Below are 15267 nucleotides of genomic sequence, written 5' to 3'. Positions count from 1 at the left end.
CTAGATGCTGTCCCAGCTGTCCGTTGGCGGCAGCTTGACCTGATCGGTGGTCGACGATGACGCCGAAACCCGGCTCATGCTGGCCGAGAGCCAGAGGAAGAACTCTCGGAACTTCAGCCCATCGAGGCGCTTGGCCGGCCGAGTGGAAAAAGCGCTGAGCGCCTCGAGATCGGCTTCCTCGACGCCCACCGGCATCACCACCAGCTTGCGCTGCTGGGCCAGGGTCCGTGCCCTCACCGAAGCCGCCTGCCACTGGTCGGTCGGCACGCCGTCGCTGATCACCACGAGCCATGGCTGGTAGTAGGCCACGCCGGCCTTGCGATAGGCCGAGGTGCGCTCCTCCAGGCGATCCAGCGCCAGCTCCATGGCGCCACCCAGCGGTGTCAGGCCCGCGGCGGTAAACTGACGGCATTGCGAGATATCCATGGCCGTGGTGAAAGGCAACTGCTCGGTGACCTTGCCACCAGCGGTGATCACGCCGAGCTCGACCGAGCAGGCGGCCATGTCGTCCTCCTGAATCGCCGAAATGAAAGCCTGAACGCCAGCGTTCAATTCACGGATCGGCGGGCCGAACATCGACGCGGAGGTGTCCAGTACCAGCATGCAGGCGCAGCGCGGTGAAGGGTTGTCGATCAGGTCGCTATCGCGGTTCAGTCGGTACGTTGCCATCCCACGGCTCCTCATGTCTGGGTGCCCGGCCCCGATACGGCCGGACGAGGATGAGACTACCACAGCCCCCGACCGGATGCCGCGCCTGCATCCGTCCCCTCGACCAACGCGCAACGTGGGACAATGGATGCCCCTTGAATCCCGCGGCCTTTACCCGCATCTTTCAAACAAATTCACTCTTTGACCAAGGTCGTTTCCATGTCCATCGTCGACCCTCGCAGTGGCGCCCCGTTGACGGCACCACAGGAACCCTCCCCGTCATCGCAGGAAGCGGTGCCCGGCGATGAGCAGCTGATCATCGACGTCGACCGCAGCAACATCCAGCAGGTGCTGGAGGTTTCCATGCAGGTACCGGTGCTGCTCGACTGCTGGGCGCCCTGGTGCCAGCCCTGCAAGACACTGATGCCGATCCTCGAGAAGCTGACCCGGGAGTATCGCGGTGCCTTCCTCCTGGCCAAGCTCAATATCGAGGAGAATCAGGAGATCGCCGCTCAACTCGGCGTGCGCTCGGTGCCCGACGTCAAGCTGATCAGTCAGGGCGGGCTGGTGGATCATTTCCAGGGAGCCCTGCCCGAGAAAGAGATCCGCGAGTGGCTGTCACGCTACTTCCCGGCGCCGGAAGACGCTCCTGCCAGCCCCGAGGAGCAAGCCGCCGAGGCTCTGGCCCAGGGCGACGCAGCCACGGCACGCACCCTCTATGAGCAGCTCGTGCAGCAGAATCCCGAGCACCACCCCTATCAGGTGGAGCTGGCCCGCGCGCTGGTCGCAGAAGGCCGCAGCCAGGAAGCCCTCGACTTGCTCGACAACCTGCCGCCGGAGGAGCGCGACGCCGCGCCGGCCCGTGGCGTGCGTGCCAGCGTCGAGTTTCGCGAGGAAGCGCCCGACGACGACGAGCTCGCCGCCCTGGCCGCACGCGACGACAGCGAGGCGCGCTACAAGCGCGCCCTGCGCCAGGTCGCTGATGGCAATTACGAGGACGGGCTGGAGGGATTGCTCGGCGTGATGCGCCAGGACCGCGGCTACGGCGACGATGCAGCGCGCAAGACCCTGCTGCGGGTCTTCGACGCCCTGGGAGCCGACCATCCCTTGACGGTCACTTATCGTCGCAAGCTGTTCACGCTGCTCTACTGAACACCTGCCGGGGAATGACAGTCGGCCCGAACGGGCCGACTGCCGCTTCGGCCTACGTTTTCAGCACCCTGTCAAGCCGCGTCAGGGCGGCTTCGAGCTGGGTAGCGGTAGTACCAAAGTTGAGTCGCACGAAGCCGGGCCAGCCAAAATCGGCACCGTCGGAGAGAGCCACCCCGGCCCGCTCCATCAGCACTTGTTGCGGCGAAGCCGAATGTGGCGACAGCCCGTTGGCGCGGCGCAGATCGAGCCAGGCCAGGTAGGTCGATTCCGGCGCACTCATGCTCACACCCGGCCATGTCTCCACGCGCTCGACCAGCGCTTGCCGGTGATGCCGCAAAACCCCAAGCAGGGCCTTACGCCATGCATTGCCTTGGTCGTAGGCCACCTCGGCAGCGACCAGACCCAACACGTTGACGTCCGGCATCAGGCCCCGCATTGCCGCGGCGAAGCGTCGCCTCAGCGTGGCATCCGGGATCACCGCACAGGCAGCGGTGAGCCCGGCGAGGTTGAAGGTCTTGGAGGGCGCCCACAGCGTGATGATGCGGGCCGCCAGCGCCGGAAAAGCCGCCGCCAGCGGCCTATGCGACTCCCCTTCCTCGAGCAGCAGGTCGCAGTGCAGCTCGTCGGAAACCACCAGCAGGTCGTGTCGCTCGACCAGCTCGGCCAGTGCGGCCAGTTCTGCCTGTCGCCACACCCGGCCGGTGGGGTTGTGGGGATGGCACCATAGCAGCAGCCGCGTCTCGGGGGTTATCGCCGCCTCAAGCACCTCCAGGTCGAGCCGCCAAGGCTCGCCGGGGCCACTCGGCTCGCCCAGCGGAGCCTGCTGGGCCAGGCGACCGGTACGCTCGGCCACCTTCAGGAACGGCGGATAGATCGGCGTAACGGTCAGGACGCCCTCGCCCGGCTCGGTCAGCGCCAGACTGGCCAGGTGCAGCGCCGGCACCACACCTGGCAGCCACAGCTGCCATTCCGGCTCGATCGGCCAAGCGTACTCCCGCGTGCTCCATTCGCACAGGGTGTGCCTGAGGCTGTCCGGCACCAGTCCATAGCCGAAGACACCGTGATCAACCCGTGCCTTTAGCGCCTCGATCACCTGCGGAGGAGAGCGAAAGTCCATGTCGGCCACCCATAGCGGCAGGATACTGGCATCATAGCGATGCCACTTCTGCGACGGCCACTCTCCCTGACCAGGGTGGCGACGCTCGATAGGCGTGGCAAAATCGAACTCCATGTCCTCTCCTCGGGAAGCAGCAGTATGAGCGAAACCATGCCGCAAAGCGGCTTCTATGCCAAGGTTCGCCGGGGCATGCCGGCACTGATCGACCAGTGGCGTCAGCTCGGCCAAGGCGAGCCGGACCGCCTCGCCCTGATCCTGGCAGAGACCGCCCGAGTGGCGAAACTGGGCGAGCCCGAGGCGACGCCCGACGGCACCCGACTCGCCGAATGGAGCCGCTCCGGATCCGGCGACGACATTCCCTTGTGGGCGGCGCGTACCGCTGCCTTCCTGCTGTTCCAGATGCCGGCGCGCCCGGTACCGAAGAGCGAGGACGAGGCCTGCGCCTGGGCCTACTGCTGGCTGCGCAACCGCGAGTTTGCCAGCGTCGACCAAGCACGTGCCGCCCTGCCTGCCCACCTGCAGGAGAGACTGACCCATGCGGTGGGTGCCGCTTGGGCCGACCGCCAGGGCCTGCGCCTCATCTAGCCGTCTACCTGCAAGGAAAATCGCCATGGATGTCCCCTTGAGCTGGCAGCTGGCCAAGCTCGCGGTGTCGATCGGTATCGTACTCGGCCTGTCGATCGTGGCCGAACGCGTCAGCACGCGGGTGGCCGGCCTGCTTTCCGGCTACCCGCTGGGGACGGCCATCGCGCTGTTCTTCATCGGCCTGGAGATATCTCCCGGCTTCGCCGCCGAGAGCGCCGTGTTCAGCCTGGCCGGCTTCACCGCCACCATGGCGCTGGGCGGCGGCTACCTGCTGTGCGGTCGCCGGGACGGCCTTCGCGGTGTGCTGAGAGGCACCGTTGGCGGCCTCGCCGCCTGGTGGCTGACCAGCCTCGTGCTGACGCGCTTCGATTTCGATCGGTTGAGCGGGACGCTGGTCACCCTGGTAGCCATCTTCGCCTTCACCTGGCTCTATCGCCACGTGCCGGAAACGCGAGTCACGGTACATCAGAACGGAGCTCGCTGGAGGCCGCTCTTGCTTCGTGCCGGGCTGGCTACCGCCATCGTCTTCGTGGTTACCGGCCTGGCCCACGTGCTGCCGACGTCTTGGGCCGGCATGCTGGCGGCGTTTCCGATCTCGATGTACCCCCTGCTGGTGATCCTGCATCTCACCCACGGCGCAGCGCCGGCCGCCACGGTGATCAAGCACTATCCGGCCGGCCTTGGCGCACTGCTCTGCTATGCGCTGTGCGTGTCGCTCACCTATGCCACGCTGGGCCTGCTATGGGGCACCCTGGCGGGGTTCGCCGTGGCTACTCTATGGCTGCTCGGCTGGATGCGGCTGCAGGCCTGGTACGGCGAGAGGCAGGTCGCCGACACTTGACCTAGCGTTTGCTCGGGGCAATGCTGTCTGCCTGACGACGGCACTCCACAAGACCACAAGACAGCAAAGGGCCCATCATGTTCGTGCGCACCATCGAACCCGCCTTCTACGACACCGACGCTCTCGGCCATGTCAACAATACCCGCCTGCCCGCCTGGTTCGAGTTGGCACGCAACGATCTGTTCCGGCTATTCACCCCGGACCTGGACCCCCGCAAGTGGCGGCTGATCATGGCGCGCATGGAGATCGACTACCGGGCCGAACTGCACTACGGCAGCGAGATCGAGATCCGTACCTACGTCTCGCGGCTCGGCAACAGCTCCTTCACCGTGACCCAGGAGGCGAGGCAGAAGGGCGAGCTGACCAACCTGGGCCATACCGTGATGGTGCACTTCGATCACGCCACCAAGCGCGCCGTGCCCATCGCGGGCGAGCTGCGTGCAGCCCTGGAGGCCCACCTGCAGCCGCTCGAGGAGACCACCGACGCATGACCCCGGCCGTCAGGGCGCTGGAGCGCGATGGCGCCAGCTTCGAGCTGCTCAGCTACGAGCACGACCCCCGCGCCCCCGCCTATGGCGAGGAGGCGGCAAGCGCTCTTGGGCTCGCCCCTCATACCGTGTTCAAGACTCTGATTGTCCGCCTCGATGACGGACGCCTGGCGGTGGGCATCGTGCCGGTCACCAGCCAGCTCGACCTCAAGGCGCTGGCCAAGGCGGCCGGGGCCCGGCGCGCGAGCATGGCCGAGGCGGCCGAGGCCGAGCGCAGCACCGGTTACGTGCTGGGCGGCATCAGCCCGCTGGGCCAGAAGAAACGGCTGCCGACCTTCCTCGACGCCAGCGCCGAGGGTCTCGGGAAAATGCACGTCAGCGGCGGAAGGCGTGGCCTGGAGATCACCCTGGCGCCTGCCGACCTGATTCGCCTGTGCCATGCGCGCCTGGTGCCATTGGCACGCGCCTGATTCGCATGAGCCAAACCCGCGCTCTCGTGGTCAAAACAATGTGACCCACGGAATGAAGGGCCACTCATACTGGCAGGAGACCGAGATGGGCATCCGCTACAACCTCTGGCTCGACCCCGACAACGTGGCCCAGCATCGCGCCGTGGAGGCCGATCTGGAGCGTTATTTCATGGAACGGTTCGCCGACTATCCGCATATCCGCTTGTTCGGCGCCGACCCCTACGATTATGATGCGCCGTTCAATCGCCTCTACGACGTGCTGATGGCGCGGGCCAACGAGTACTGCGAACGCCAATGGCGCGGCTACGTGCCCACGCCCGAGCAGCTCAACCGGACCTTCTTTCGCGCCGTGGGCCGCTCCAACAAGTTCGTACGGGACCGCAACGATGGTGATCCAGACCGACCAGACGCCTGACGCCCGCCAACTGGCCATCATCACCGAGCAATTGGGACGAGCCCCGCGCGGCATCGAGGCGGTCGCCGCCACCGATGGCAACGGCACTCCTCTGGTGCTGCGCATGGCCCCCATCGTCGACGGCAAGCCTTTTCCCACGCTCTACTGGCTCTGCTCCGAGCGACTCAAGATCGACATCTCCCGCATCGAAGCCAGCGGTGTGATCAAGCAGCTCGAGGCAAGACTGCGGGACGACGCCGATTTTCTCGCTGCCTACCATGCCAGCCATCGCGATTATGTCGAGACCCGCTGGCGCCATATGAATGCGGCGCAGCGCAGCGAGGTCGAACGCCTCGGCTACGAGGTCGTGTTGCGCGAACGCGGCATCGGCGGCATCGCCAACTGGGATCAGGTGCGTTGTCTGCACACCCAGTACGCCCACCACCTGTGCGGCAATAACGTCATCGGCCAGTGGCTCGACGCCGAGTTTGCCGTGGCCGACTGCCTTCCCTGAGACCGTCTCGACGCTTTCGAAGCCTCTTTCGGGCAGCTAGGATAAGTGCTTGCCAAGGAGAAGCGCATGTCGAGATTCTGTGTCTACCTGGGCTCCCGCGACGGCCGGGATCCCGCCTTTGTCGAAGCGACCCGAAGACTCGGGCGAGAATTGGCCTCGCGTGGCCATGGCTTGGTCTACGGGGGCGCGCGCATCGGCCTGATGGGCGAGCTGGCCAACGCCGTGCTGGCCGGCGGCGGTGATGTGATCGGGGTGATGCCCGACCATCTGGTGGAGCGCGAGCAGGCTCACGAAGAACTGCCCACGCTGATCCGCGTGAACAACATGCATGAGCGCAAGGCCAGCATGGCGGCTCACGCCGATGCATTCATCGCCTTGCCCGGTGGCATCGGTACCCTGGAAGAGCTGTTCGAGGCCTGGACCTGGCAGTACTTGGGCCTGCACGACAAGCCCATCGGCGTGCTCGATACCGCCGGCTTCTATTCCCCACTGCTGTCTTTCCTCGACAGTACCGTGGAGCACGGCTTCCTCAACGCCCGAACCCGCACCTGCCTGATCGATGCCGAGGAGCCCGCCGCCCTGCTGGACGCCCTGGAAGCCCGCCTCGCCGAGACCGCAACCTAGGAGGTCACCCATGCATGCCATCGCCGTCGAGCAGAACCACCTGCGCTGGCGTGCGCAGCCCGCCCCCGAGGGGCCCGCAGCGGGGGAAGTTCGCCTGCGTGTCGCCTGGGCCGGCGTCAATCGTGCCGACCTGATGCAGCGCGCCGGGCACTACCCTCCCCCGACCGGCGTCAGCAACATCCTCGGCCTCGAGGTCAGTGGCACGGTGGTCGAGGCCGGCCCCGGAGTCGACAGCCTGTGCCCAGGGGAGCGGGTCTGCGCCCTGCTGGCCGGAGGCGGTTATGCCGAGGAGGTAGTCGTCGATGCGCGGCAGGTCCTGCCACTGCCACAAGGCTTCGGCCTGCGTGACGCCGCGGCCCTGCCCGAGGTGTTCGCCACCGCCTGGCTCAACCTGTTCATGGAGGGCCAGCTGGCAGCCGGCGAGCGCGTCCTGCTGCACGCCGGCGCCAGCGGCGTCGGCACTGCGGCGATCCAGCTCTGCCGGGCCTTCGGCCACCCCTGCTTCGTCACGGCGGGCAGCGATGACAAGCTTTTCGCCTGCCGTGAGTTGGGGGCCGATGGCGTTTTCAATCGTCATCAGGGCAGCTTCGTGACAGCCGTAAAGCAATGGGGCGGTGCGGATGTGATTCTCGACCCGGTCGGCGCGGCCTATCTTGCCGACAATCAACAGGTACTCAACGCCGAGGGCCGCCTGGTGCTGATCGGCCTGATGGGTGGACGCTGCGCCGAACTCGATATGGGGCGAATGCTGATGAAGCGGCAGCGACTGATCGGCTCGACCCTGCGTGCCAGGCCGCCAGCGGCCAAGGGCGCCATTCTCGATGCGCTTCTGGCTCATGTCTGGCCTCGCCTGGCCAGTGGAGAGATCCGCCCGCTGATCGACCGCAGCTGGCCGATCGAAGAAGCCGAAGCCGCCCATGCCCATATCGAGCGGGATGCCAATATCGGCAAGGTACTGCTGGCAGTGAGCGGTGAGGGCTAGCCGCAGCTGGCCTGCTGACGGGTGCGCTGGTAGGTGAGCTGGAGCAGGCGGGCATCCTCGCCGGCGCGATGGCGATGAATACCTAACTCCCTGACCAGCGCCTCGCGGGTTCTGTGCCAGACGGCAAGCTGCGGCTCGCTGAGCAAAATGCGCAGCGCCTCGAGGCGGAAGGCAGGGAGCATGCCGGCATGGTGGAACAGCAACGACAGCCAGGTGTTGTCGTAACCCCAGCTATCGCTGTAGGCCACGCCGATCTCGCTCAGCTCATCGTTGAGCCAGCGAGCGACCTGCGCTACGGGCAGCCCTTCGCGCTGCAAGCGTGCGCGGGAGATTCCATGCAGCAGCTCGGCCTTGGGGTCCCAGTGCGTCCACTCTGCCATGGGTTGGACGAGAAAAGCGCAGCAGCTGCCGTCGGCCCGTGCCAGGCCGATCTCGATGGGGTAGCTACCGCGCCCGAACCCGGACGCCTCGATATCCAGCAGTGTCGGCAGCGTCACGAATGGGCGTGTCCTCGAAAGCAGGGCGGCATGGCATCAGCCGTGGCGGGAAAGGTTACGGTTAGTGTCGGGCCTGGGCAGTACCGCTGTCCAGTTCGTCACCTTCCCATCCGGCGTGGCGGTCGGCAAGGGATTGCCAGCGCTCGGCCTGGGCGCCATCCACGGGCAGCCCCAGCTCGCCGAGGCGATAGGCCTTGGCCAGCCGCATGGCCGCGAGCGGATGTCCCGATTCGCCGGCACGGGCATACCAGGTGACGGCACGCTCCTCGCGCCGCGGATACTGGGCACAACCATGCTCGAGGATGCGCCCGGCCTGGTACTGAGCCTTGAGGTTGCCGGCCTGCGCCGCCTCGATGACGTAGCGCGCCCCGCGCGCCTTGTCCTGCGGACTCACGCCACGCTGGAATAGCATATGCCCGTAAAGCGAGAGTGCCGCAGGATGACCGGCATCGGCGCAGCGCTCGAACAGATGCATGGTCAGACGCTGGGTACGCGGCGAACGAGGCAGCCAGCGCGTGTGGAAGAGCTGTTCCGCAAGACGGTACTCGAGTCGGGTGAACAATGATGATGCCTGCGTCATAGTGCAAACAACCTTGCCTACGTCGTGAAGCTGGCCATATGACGCTGCGCTCACACCCTGTGATCCTCGTCATGGCCTGTCTTGAGCTTGCCGCGGGACTCCGCCGGGGCCGCTGAGGGTCGCCAGCATACGCTCGCCCCGGCGGGGACTCAACCCCTATGATTTGCTGCCGTGGTAGGCCTCGGCTAGCATGGCTTTGGATATGCCTCGAGAACGCTTACGACCCCTCTCAGACAGGAGCGAAGATGCAGACGCGACCGCTTGGCGACACGGGCATCGAAGTCAGCCGCCTGTGCCTGGGCACCATGACATTCGGCGAGCAGAACAGTGAAGCCGAAGCCCATGAACAGCTCGACCGCGCCGTAGCCTTCGGCATCAACTTCATCGACGCCGCCGAGATGTATCCCGTCCCGCCCCGCGCCGAAACCCAGGGCCGCACCGAAGCCTACATCGGCAGCTGGCTCCGGCGTCGCGAAAGCCGCGATGACGTCATCGTCGCCACCAAGGTCACCGGACCGGGCCTCGAGCACATTCGGGGCGGCCCGCGCCTGAGCCGTGCACACATTCACCAGGCCATCGATGCCAGCCTTGCTCGACTGCAGACGGATTACGTCGATCTCTACCAGTTGCACTGGCCTGAACGCTCGACCAACTATTTCGGACGCCTGGGCTACGAGCACGATGAAGAGGACGAAGCCATCCCGCTGGAAGAGACCCTGGCTGCCCTCAAGGAACTGGTCGAAGCCGGCAAGGTTCGCGCCATCGGCCTTTCCAACGAGACGCCATGGGGCGTGATGAAGTCGCTGCAGCTGGCCGAGCGGCTCGACCTGCCGCGCGTGGCCTCGATCCAGAACCCCTACAATCTGCTCAACAGAACCTTCGAAATCGGCCTGGCCGAAGTCGCCCAACGCGAGAACGTTGGCCTGCTGGCTTACTCGCCGCTCGGTTTCGGTGTGCTATCGGGCAAGTACCTTGATGGTGCGCGTCCTGAGAACGCTCGCCTCACGCTCTTCGAGCGCTTCAAACGCTACACCTCCCCACTTGCCGAGCAGGCCACCCGCGCCTATGTCGATATCGCTCGGGAGAACGATCTGGACCCGGCTCAGATGGCCTTGGCCTTCGTCAATTCGCGTAGCTTTCTCACCAGCAATATCATCGGCGCTACCACGATGGAGCAGCTCGAGAGCAACCTGGCGAGCGAATCGCTCAAGCTCGACCAGAGCGTGCTCGACGCCATCGAGGAGGTGCATCAGCGAATTCCCAACCCCTGTCCCTGAGGGTGCCACCTGCGTCATCGCTTCATTCGCCAGGGCTATCGCCACGATAGCCCTGCGAACTCCGCGCTGCTGATATAATCGGTCCATTCCCGATTCGCCTCATATCAGCTACAGGAGTACCCCATGCTGAGCGTGATCTCGCCGGCGAAGACGCTGGACTTCGAGACCCCTGCCACGACGACCATCCATTCGCAGCCGGACTTTCTCGACCATAGCCAGCGACTCGTTGCCATTCTCCGCGACTACTCGCCGCAGCAGCTCAGCGAGCTGATGGGCATCAGCGACAAGCTGGCCGGCCTCAACGCCGCCCGCTTCGCCGAATGGCAGCCCCGCTTCACGCCCGAGAACGCCAAGCCGGCCGCACAAGCCTTCCAGGGCGACGTCTACCTAGGTCTCGAGGCGAGTGCATTCCGCGACGACGACAACGAATTTGCCCAGCGACACCTGCGCATCCTCTCAGGCTTGTACGGTCTGCTGCGCCCGCTCGACCTGATCCAGCCCTACCGCCTGGAGATGGGAACTCGACTGCCCAACCCGGCCGGCAAGGATCTGTATGCCTACTGGCAAGGCACTCTGACCGGGGCACTCAACAAAGCCATTGCCGAGAGCGGCTCGAAGGTGCTGGTCAACCTGGCCTCCAACGAGTACTTCAAGGCCATCGACACCCGGCGGCTGGATGCTCGCGTGATCACACCGGTGTTCAAGGACGAAAAGAACGGCAAGTTCAAGATCATCAGCTTCTATGCCAAGAAGGCACGTGGCCTGATGGCCGCCTGGATGATCCGGCAGCGTCTGGATGACCCTGAGGATCTCAAGGCGTTCGATGTGGCGGGTTACGCCTTCAACCCCGCCATGTCGGAAGGCGACACGTTGGTCTTTACGCGCCGTGAGAACCAGAACTGAACGGGTCAGAAGAAACGTAGCGGGCGCGACGAGCGTGGCTTGAGAAAGCGCTTGTGGACCTGGCGGAAACGCTCGTCGTCACAGCGCTCGAGCCACTCGTAGGCCACCATGTCGGCACTCACCGGGATCGCCCCCGCCGCGGTCATGCGCTCGCGGGCGAGCCTTGCCTCCTCCGCACGCCGGCTGACCGTTGCCTCGCAAAGCCAGTACACCTCATAGCCCGCTTGCAGTAGTCCCAGGCCGGTCTGCAGCACGCAGATGTGCGCTTCGCTGCCGCACAGCACGACCTGTCGCTTGCCGCTCGCTTCCAGCGCAGCGGCAAAATCCGCCTCGGCATGGGCGTTGAAATGCACCTTACGCCACAGCCGATGATCGGGTAGTGCTTCCACCAACCGCGGCTCGGTCCCGCCCAGCCCCTCCGGATACTGCTCGGTCAACCAGACCGGCACGTCCAGCTCGCAGGCGAGCCCGCCAAGCCACTGCGCTTCGGCAAGGGCCTGGTTGCCGCCATCGATGACCGGCAGCAGGCCTGCCTGCAGATCAACGATCAGCAGCAAGCTGCTTTCACTCTTCAAGCGCATGGTTTTCCCCATTTTTTCAGCACTTCCTCCAGCATAGCCGTTAGAATGGAGCAACCAAATTCGACTTTACCCTCAATCCTGAAGAGGAACCAATCGATGCGCCACTTCCTGGTCATGCTGATAGTCGCCGTGATGGGTTTCGGCCTGGCCGTCGAACATGCCGAAGCCCGCCGCATGGGCGGCGGCGGCAACATCGGCAGTTTCTCCCGCTCGGCCGACCGCCCGGCAGCCACCTCCAGCCAGGCCGCTCCGGCACGTCAGGCACAGTCGAACCGGGCTACCGGCTCACGCATGCCCGGCATGCTGGGGGGCATGCTCGCCGGCGGGCTGCTGGCGGCAATGTTCTTTGGCGGCGCCTTCGACGAACTGCGGCTGATGGACATTCTGCTGATCGCCGGCCTCGGCTTCCTGCTGCTCCGGCTGTTGGCGCGCCGCCGCCCTGCCGTGGCCGGAGGCCCCCAGCCAGCGGCCGAGCGTCAGTCACCGCTTGAGCCCCAGGCCTTCCAGCCGACACAGGGTGTCGCCATGGGTGGAAGCAGCTTTGGCAGCCTACCGGCCTGGTTCGACCGAGAGCGCTTCCTTACCGGGGCCAAGGAACACTTCATGACCCTGCAACGCGCCTGGGACAATAACGATTTTGCAGGTATCCAGGAGTATGTAACGCCCGAGCTATACAATCTGTTGCGTGAAGAGCGCGACAGGCAGCCGGCCAACAACCGCACGGAGATCGTGCGCCTGTTCGCCGAACTCGGTGATGTGCGTGAGATGGGTGGCCAAGCGGAAGCCACGGTGATCTTCCATGGCATTCTCGAAGAAAACGGTGAACAAACCGAATTCAACGAGACTTGGCATCTGATTCGCGATGTGCGCGATGGCGCTCCCTGGTACCTCCAAGGTATTGAGCAGAACGCCAGCTGACCTGTACTTATAAGGCGAAGAGCCGGTCCTTGACCGGCTCTTCCTATTCCGTCACGGACACCGAGCAATCCCGTGATGCCCCATCGCAGCAATAGCCACGTGACATTTCAGGCTGGCTCGGCGTCGGGTGCCGGCAACAGGTCGCTGCGCAGCTTGAAGCGGCCCACCATCGACGCTAGCTGATCGGCCTGTTCGCTGAGCTGATCGGCCGCCGTGGTCGACTGCTCCGCCAACGCAGCGTTCTGCTGCGTCATGCGGTCCAGTTCCGCCACGGCAATATTCACTTGGCCGATACCATCGCTCTGTTCACCGGCGGCATGGCTGATCTCGCTCAGCATGCCCGCCACGCGTTGCACTCTTTCCATCAGCTCATGCATTGCCTTGCCGGCTTCACTCACCAAACGGGTACCACTCTGCACCTTTTCGCCCGAGGCTTCGATCAGCTGACGAATATCACGCGAGGCCGCCGCACTGCGCGTGGCCAATTGGCGTACCTCGCCAGCCACGACGGCAAACCCGCGACCGCTCTCACCTGCCCTCGCCGCCTCGACCGAAGCATTGAGAGCCAGCAGGTTGGTTTGAAAGGCGATATCGTCCATGACCCGTACGATGTCGCCGACTTTCACCGAGGCTTGCTGAATCTCCCCCATGGTGGTCACGACTTGTTCTACCTGCCCGCTGGTACGCTGGGCAAGCTCTGCCGAAGCCTGCGACAAGGCATTGGCCTCTCGGGATGACGCGGAGGTATTTTCCACGGTGCCGGTAATCTCCTCCATGGAGGCCGAAGTCTCCTGCAGGCTGGAAGCCGCCTGGTCCGTGCGCCTTGACATGTCCTTGCCGCCGGTAGCGATTTCCTGGGCGGCGAGGCGCACAGTATCGCTGCTGGCCCGCACAAGACTCAGTACGTCATGCATCTTGTCGGCGAAGGCATTGAACTGCACGGCAAGCTCAGCGCTTTCATCCTTGCCGTTGACCGGCAAGCGCAGGGTCAGGTCCCCGTCTCCCTGAGCGATATCCCGCATCGCTTCGGCAGTACGCCGTATCGGCCGCATTTGCGAGCGCAGCAATAGCGCGATCACTCCCAGGCTCGCCAGCAGGATAAGGCCCACAGCCAATAGAATCAGCACGACCGCTCGGTTGAGATCGGCAAACAGCTCATCACGCGGAACCTGGGCGAAGGCGACCCACTCGGTGCCGGGTATGTCGATGGCTGCTACCAAATGCTCGGCGCCTTCCAGGTCACGCAGCGTAGAGTATCGATAACCCTCCTCCGCCAGCAGTGCAGGGGCGACACTTTCCCAGCCTGGCAGCTCCGTCAATGGTTCGCCTACCCGCTCTGCGCCGTCGGGATGAATACTGATGGCACCAGCCCGGTTGGCCAGGAATACCGTACCACTCTCACCCAGGCGATAATCGCGAATAGCGGACGCCATTGTCTCCAGGGTATACCCCACCCCCGCAATGCCGACACGCTCACCGTTCGCTTCGATCACATGGTTGATAAAAACCTTCAGCTCACCGCCTTCGTTATCGATATCGAGCTGGTAAGCGTCGCCGCCAGAGGCCTCGATGAGGTCGTAGAACCAGCGGTCGTCCTCGCGACTCAGGGTGCGCTGGATTCCATTGGCGGTGTAGTAGTTGCCGCTCTGCGCCGATACGTAGAACACCACATCGGCCTGAGTGCGCTGCTGAATGTCCCTGAAATGGGTAGTGGCCCGGTCGGCGTCCACGGCTGGCTCGCCTGCGGCCAGCCAATCCTTGAGATAGCGATTGTGAGCCAACTCCTCGGCCACGGCGATAGGAGGCGCCAGCGTCGCTTCGATATCGTTGCGAATGCTCGACAGCGTGGCCGGCAACTCGGCCGTCGTGACCCGGTCGGTCACCAAATCGCCGAACAGACGGTACTGAATGGCGGTGGCACCGCCGACGATCAGGAGCATGCATAGGCTGATGATTAGCATCAACCGTTGGGCGATGGTGAGGTTTTTCATTTTACTTCCCCTTGGCTGCGGCGTATCGCCAGGGTGGTCACGCCGCTTTGACCGTTTAGTCAAATTTATCGGCACTCGGGGAAGAAACTTGAATCAAGCGGCCAAGGTGGCGCGCCTCCTCTATCCGTTGTTCTTTCTCTCTTCCTCCATATCCTTCTCGATTTCTTCGCCTACCTCTCCCAGGCGCTCTTGAGTCTCGTCCATAGCCTTGTCGATATTACGTTCCGTCGTATCCTCACGATCCGGCTCACTGCAGCCCAGCAGGCCCATCAGGCCCATCAGGATTGCCACCAGCAACCAGGCGACTTTTCCGTGTCTTATTGACTTCACTCAGTTTGCTCCATGTCGGTGATGGCGTTCAGCGATACGCTAACCCTGTACTACCCTCTGTTCCACTCTATCCTGTGTGGTCCTGTTTACCAGTGTAACGTGCTCTTCTTCGCTCTACCGACCTCAGACAGGCGCACATGAAAAAACCCCAGCCTCTTTCGAAGCTGGGGTTTGGGAAGAGATGGTGCCTGACGATGTTCGGGCCGTCCGGAGGGCGGTGCTCCGCCACTCTCCAGGACAGGCCCTAAACGGCGAAACCCCGACCAGTTGGCCGGGGTTTCTGAAGAGATGCCTGACGATGACCTACTCTCGCATGGGGAGACCCCACACTACCATCGGCGCTGAGCGGTTTCACTGCTGAGTTCGGCATGGGAT

Annotated in this window: 19 protein-coding genes and 1 rRNA gene; 12 read left to right on the top strand and 8 right to left on the bottom strand. The window is 64.4% G+C overall.

Features of this window, described 5'->3' with window-relative positions; translation table 11 throughout:
- Positions 1–669 (bottom strand): vWA domain-containing protein, encoded by a 669-nt coding sequence (locus tag KPL81_RS04405; RefSeq protein WP_219790838.1) that lies wholly within the window; start codon positions 667–669, stop codon positions 1–3.
- 198 nt (positions 670–867) lie between these two features.
- Here KPL81_RS04405 and KPL81_RS04400 point away from each other — a divergent pair, with 198 nt between their 5' ends.
- A complete protein-coding gene (locus KPL81_RS04400) occupies positions 868–1800 on the top strand; it encodes a thioredoxin family protein (protein WP_219790837.1) in 933 nt (310 codons plus the stop codon).
- Positions 1801–1852: 52 nt separating this feature from the next.
- Here KPL81_RS04400 and KPL81_RS04395 read toward each other — a convergent pair whose 3' ends face one another.
- Entirely contained in the window at positions 1853–3031 is a 1179-nt protein-coding gene (locus tag KPL81_RS04395) for a MalY/PatB family protein (protein ID WP_219790836.1), read from the bottom strand.
- Positions 3032–3067: 36 nt separating this feature from the next.
- Here KPL81_RS04395 and KPL81_RS04390 point away from each other — a divergent pair, with 36 nt between their 5' ends.
- The 8 genes from KPL81_RS04390 to KPL81_RS04355 all read left to right on the top strand — a co-directional run bounded on the left by KPL81_RS04390 (position 3068) and on the right by KPL81_RS04355 (position 7815).
- The gene (locus KPL81_RS04390; protein WP_209478482.1) at positions 3068–3502 is read left to right on the top strand and encodes a hypothetical protein; all 435 of its coding nucleotides are present in this window, start codon (positions 3068–3070) and stop codon (positions 3500–3502) included.
- 25 nt (positions 3503–3527) lie between these two features.
- The gene (locus KPL81_RS04385; RefSeq protein ID WP_219790835.1) at positions 3528–4343 is read left to right on the top strand and encodes a hypothetical protein; all 816 of its coding nucleotides are present in this window, start codon (positions 3528–3530) and stop codon (positions 4341–4343) included.
- A 77-nt stretch (positions 4344–4420) separates the two neighbouring features.
- Positions 4421–4834, top strand: a complete 414-nt coding sequence (locus KPL81_RS04380) for an acyl-CoA thioesterase (RefSeq protein ID WP_219790834.1) — start codon at positions 4421–4423, stop codon at positions 4832–4834.
- Positions 4831–5301 carry a Cys-tRNA(Pro) deacylase gene (ybaK, locus tag KPL81_RS04375; protein WP_219790833.1) on the top strand — a complete coding sequence of 157 codons (471 nt, stop codon included), beginning with the start codon at positions 4831–4833 and terminating at the stop codon, positions 5299–5301. Before KPL81_RS04380 ends, ybaK begins: the two co-directional genes overlap by 4 nt.
- 85 nt (positions 5302–5386) lie before the next feature.
- A complete protein-coding gene (locus KPL81_RS04370; RefSeq protein ID WP_197449412.1) occupies positions 5387–5716 on the top strand; it encodes a hypothetical protein in 330 nt (109 codons plus the stop codon).
- Positions 5688–6209: a DUF501 domain-containing protein gene (locus tag KPL81_RS04365; RefSeq protein WP_219790832.1), complete on the top strand. Its 522-nt coding sequence runs from the start codon at positions 5688–5690 to the stop codon at positions 6207–6209. Before KPL81_RS04370 ends, KPL81_RS04365 begins: the two co-directional genes overlap by 29 nt.
- Positions 6210–6275: 66 nt before the next feature.
- A complete protein-coding gene (locus KPL81_RS04360; RefSeq protein WP_219790831.1) occupies positions 6276–6833 on the top strand; it encodes an LOG family protein in 558 nt (185 codons plus the stop codon).
- Between the two features lie 10 nt (positions 6834–6843).
- Positions 6844–7815 carry an NAD(P)H-quinone oxidoreductase gene (locus tag KPL81_RS04355; RefSeq protein WP_219790830.1) on the top strand — a complete coding sequence of 324 codons (972 nt, stop codon included), beginning with the start codon at positions 6844–6846 and terminating at the stop codon, positions 7813–7815.
- Here KPL81_RS04355 and KPL81_RS04350 read toward each other — a convergent pair.
- Both KPL81_RS04350 and KPL81_RS04345 read right to left on the bottom strand, forming a co-directional pair.
- Complete coding sequence (locus KPL81_RS04350; protein ID WP_209475806.1) at positions 7812–8312, bottom strand: 3'-5' exonuclease; 501 nt, start codon at positions 8310–8312, stop codon at positions 7812–7814. The two genes, KPL81_RS04355 and KPL81_RS04350, sit on opposite strands and share 4 nt — an antisense overlap.
- A gap of 61 nt (positions 8313–8373) precedes the next feature.
- Positions 8374–8892: a tetratricopeptide repeat protein gene (locus KPL81_RS04345; RefSeq protein ID WP_209475804.1), complete on the bottom strand. Its 519-nt coding sequence runs from the start codon at positions 8890–8892 to the stop codon at positions 8374–8376.
- A 245-nt stretch (positions 8893–9137) separates the two neighbouring features.
- On the opposite strand from KPL81_RS04345, the gene KPL81_RS04340 reads away from it, so the two are divergent.
- Both KPL81_RS04340 and yaaA read left to right on the top strand, forming a co-directional pair.
- A complete protein-coding gene (locus tag KPL81_RS04340) occupies positions 9138–10169 on the top strand; it encodes an NADP(H)-dependent aldo-keto reductase (RefSeq protein ID WP_219790829.1) in 1032 nt (343 codons plus the stop codon).
- 123 nt (positions 10170–10292) lie between these two features.
- Positions 10293–11072, top strand: coding sequence for a peroxide stress protein YaaA (gene yaaA / locus KPL81_RS04335; protein WP_219790828.1), 780 nt, complete (start codon positions 10293–10295; stop codon positions 11070–11072).
- A gap of 5 nt (positions 11073–11077) precedes the next feature.
- Here yaaA and KPL81_RS04330 read toward each other — a convergent pair whose 3' ends face one another.
- Positions 11078–11653, bottom strand: a complete 576-nt coding sequence (locus KPL81_RS04330; RefSeq protein WP_219790827.1) for an isochorismatase family protein — start codon at positions 11651–11653, stop codon at positions 11078–11080.
- 96 nt (positions 11654–11749) lie between these two features.
- On the opposite strand from KPL81_RS04330, the gene KPL81_RS04325 reads away from it, so the two are divergent.
- The gene (locus KPL81_RS04325; protein WP_219790826.1) at positions 11750–12571 is read left to right on the top strand and encodes a Tim44 domain-containing protein; all 822 of its coding nucleotides are present in this window, start codon (positions 11750–11752) and stop codon (positions 12569–12571) included.
- A gap of 107 nt (positions 12572–12678) precedes the next feature.
- Here KPL81_RS04325 and KPL81_RS04320 read toward each other — a convergent pair whose 3' ends face one another.
- The 3 genes from KPL81_RS04320 to rrf form a co-directional block, all read right to left on the bottom strand.
- Complete coding sequence (locus KPL81_RS04320) at positions 12679–14562, bottom strand: methyl-accepting chemotaxis protein (RefSeq protein ID WP_219790825.1); 1884 nt, start codon at positions 14560–14562, stop codon at positions 12679–12681.
- Positions 14563–14682: 120 nt separating this feature from the next.
- Positions 14683–14892: a hypothetical protein gene (locus KPL81_RS04315; protein ID WP_219790824.1), complete on the bottom strand. Its 210-nt coding sequence runs from the start codon at positions 14890–14892 to the stop codon at positions 14683–14685.
- 290 nt (positions 14893–15182) lie between these two features.
- Positions 15183–15267, bottom strand: a 5S ribosomal RNA gene (gene rrf, locus KPL81_RS04310); the annotation flags it as partial.

This window comes from Billgrantia antri, from assembly GCF_019430905.1.
GTDB classification, from domain to species: domain Bacteria; phylum Pseudomonadota; class Gammaproteobacteria; order Pseudomonadales; family Halomonadaceae; genus Halomonas; species Halomonas antri.
This window is presented reverse-complemented; position numbering and strand designations above follow the sequence as displayed.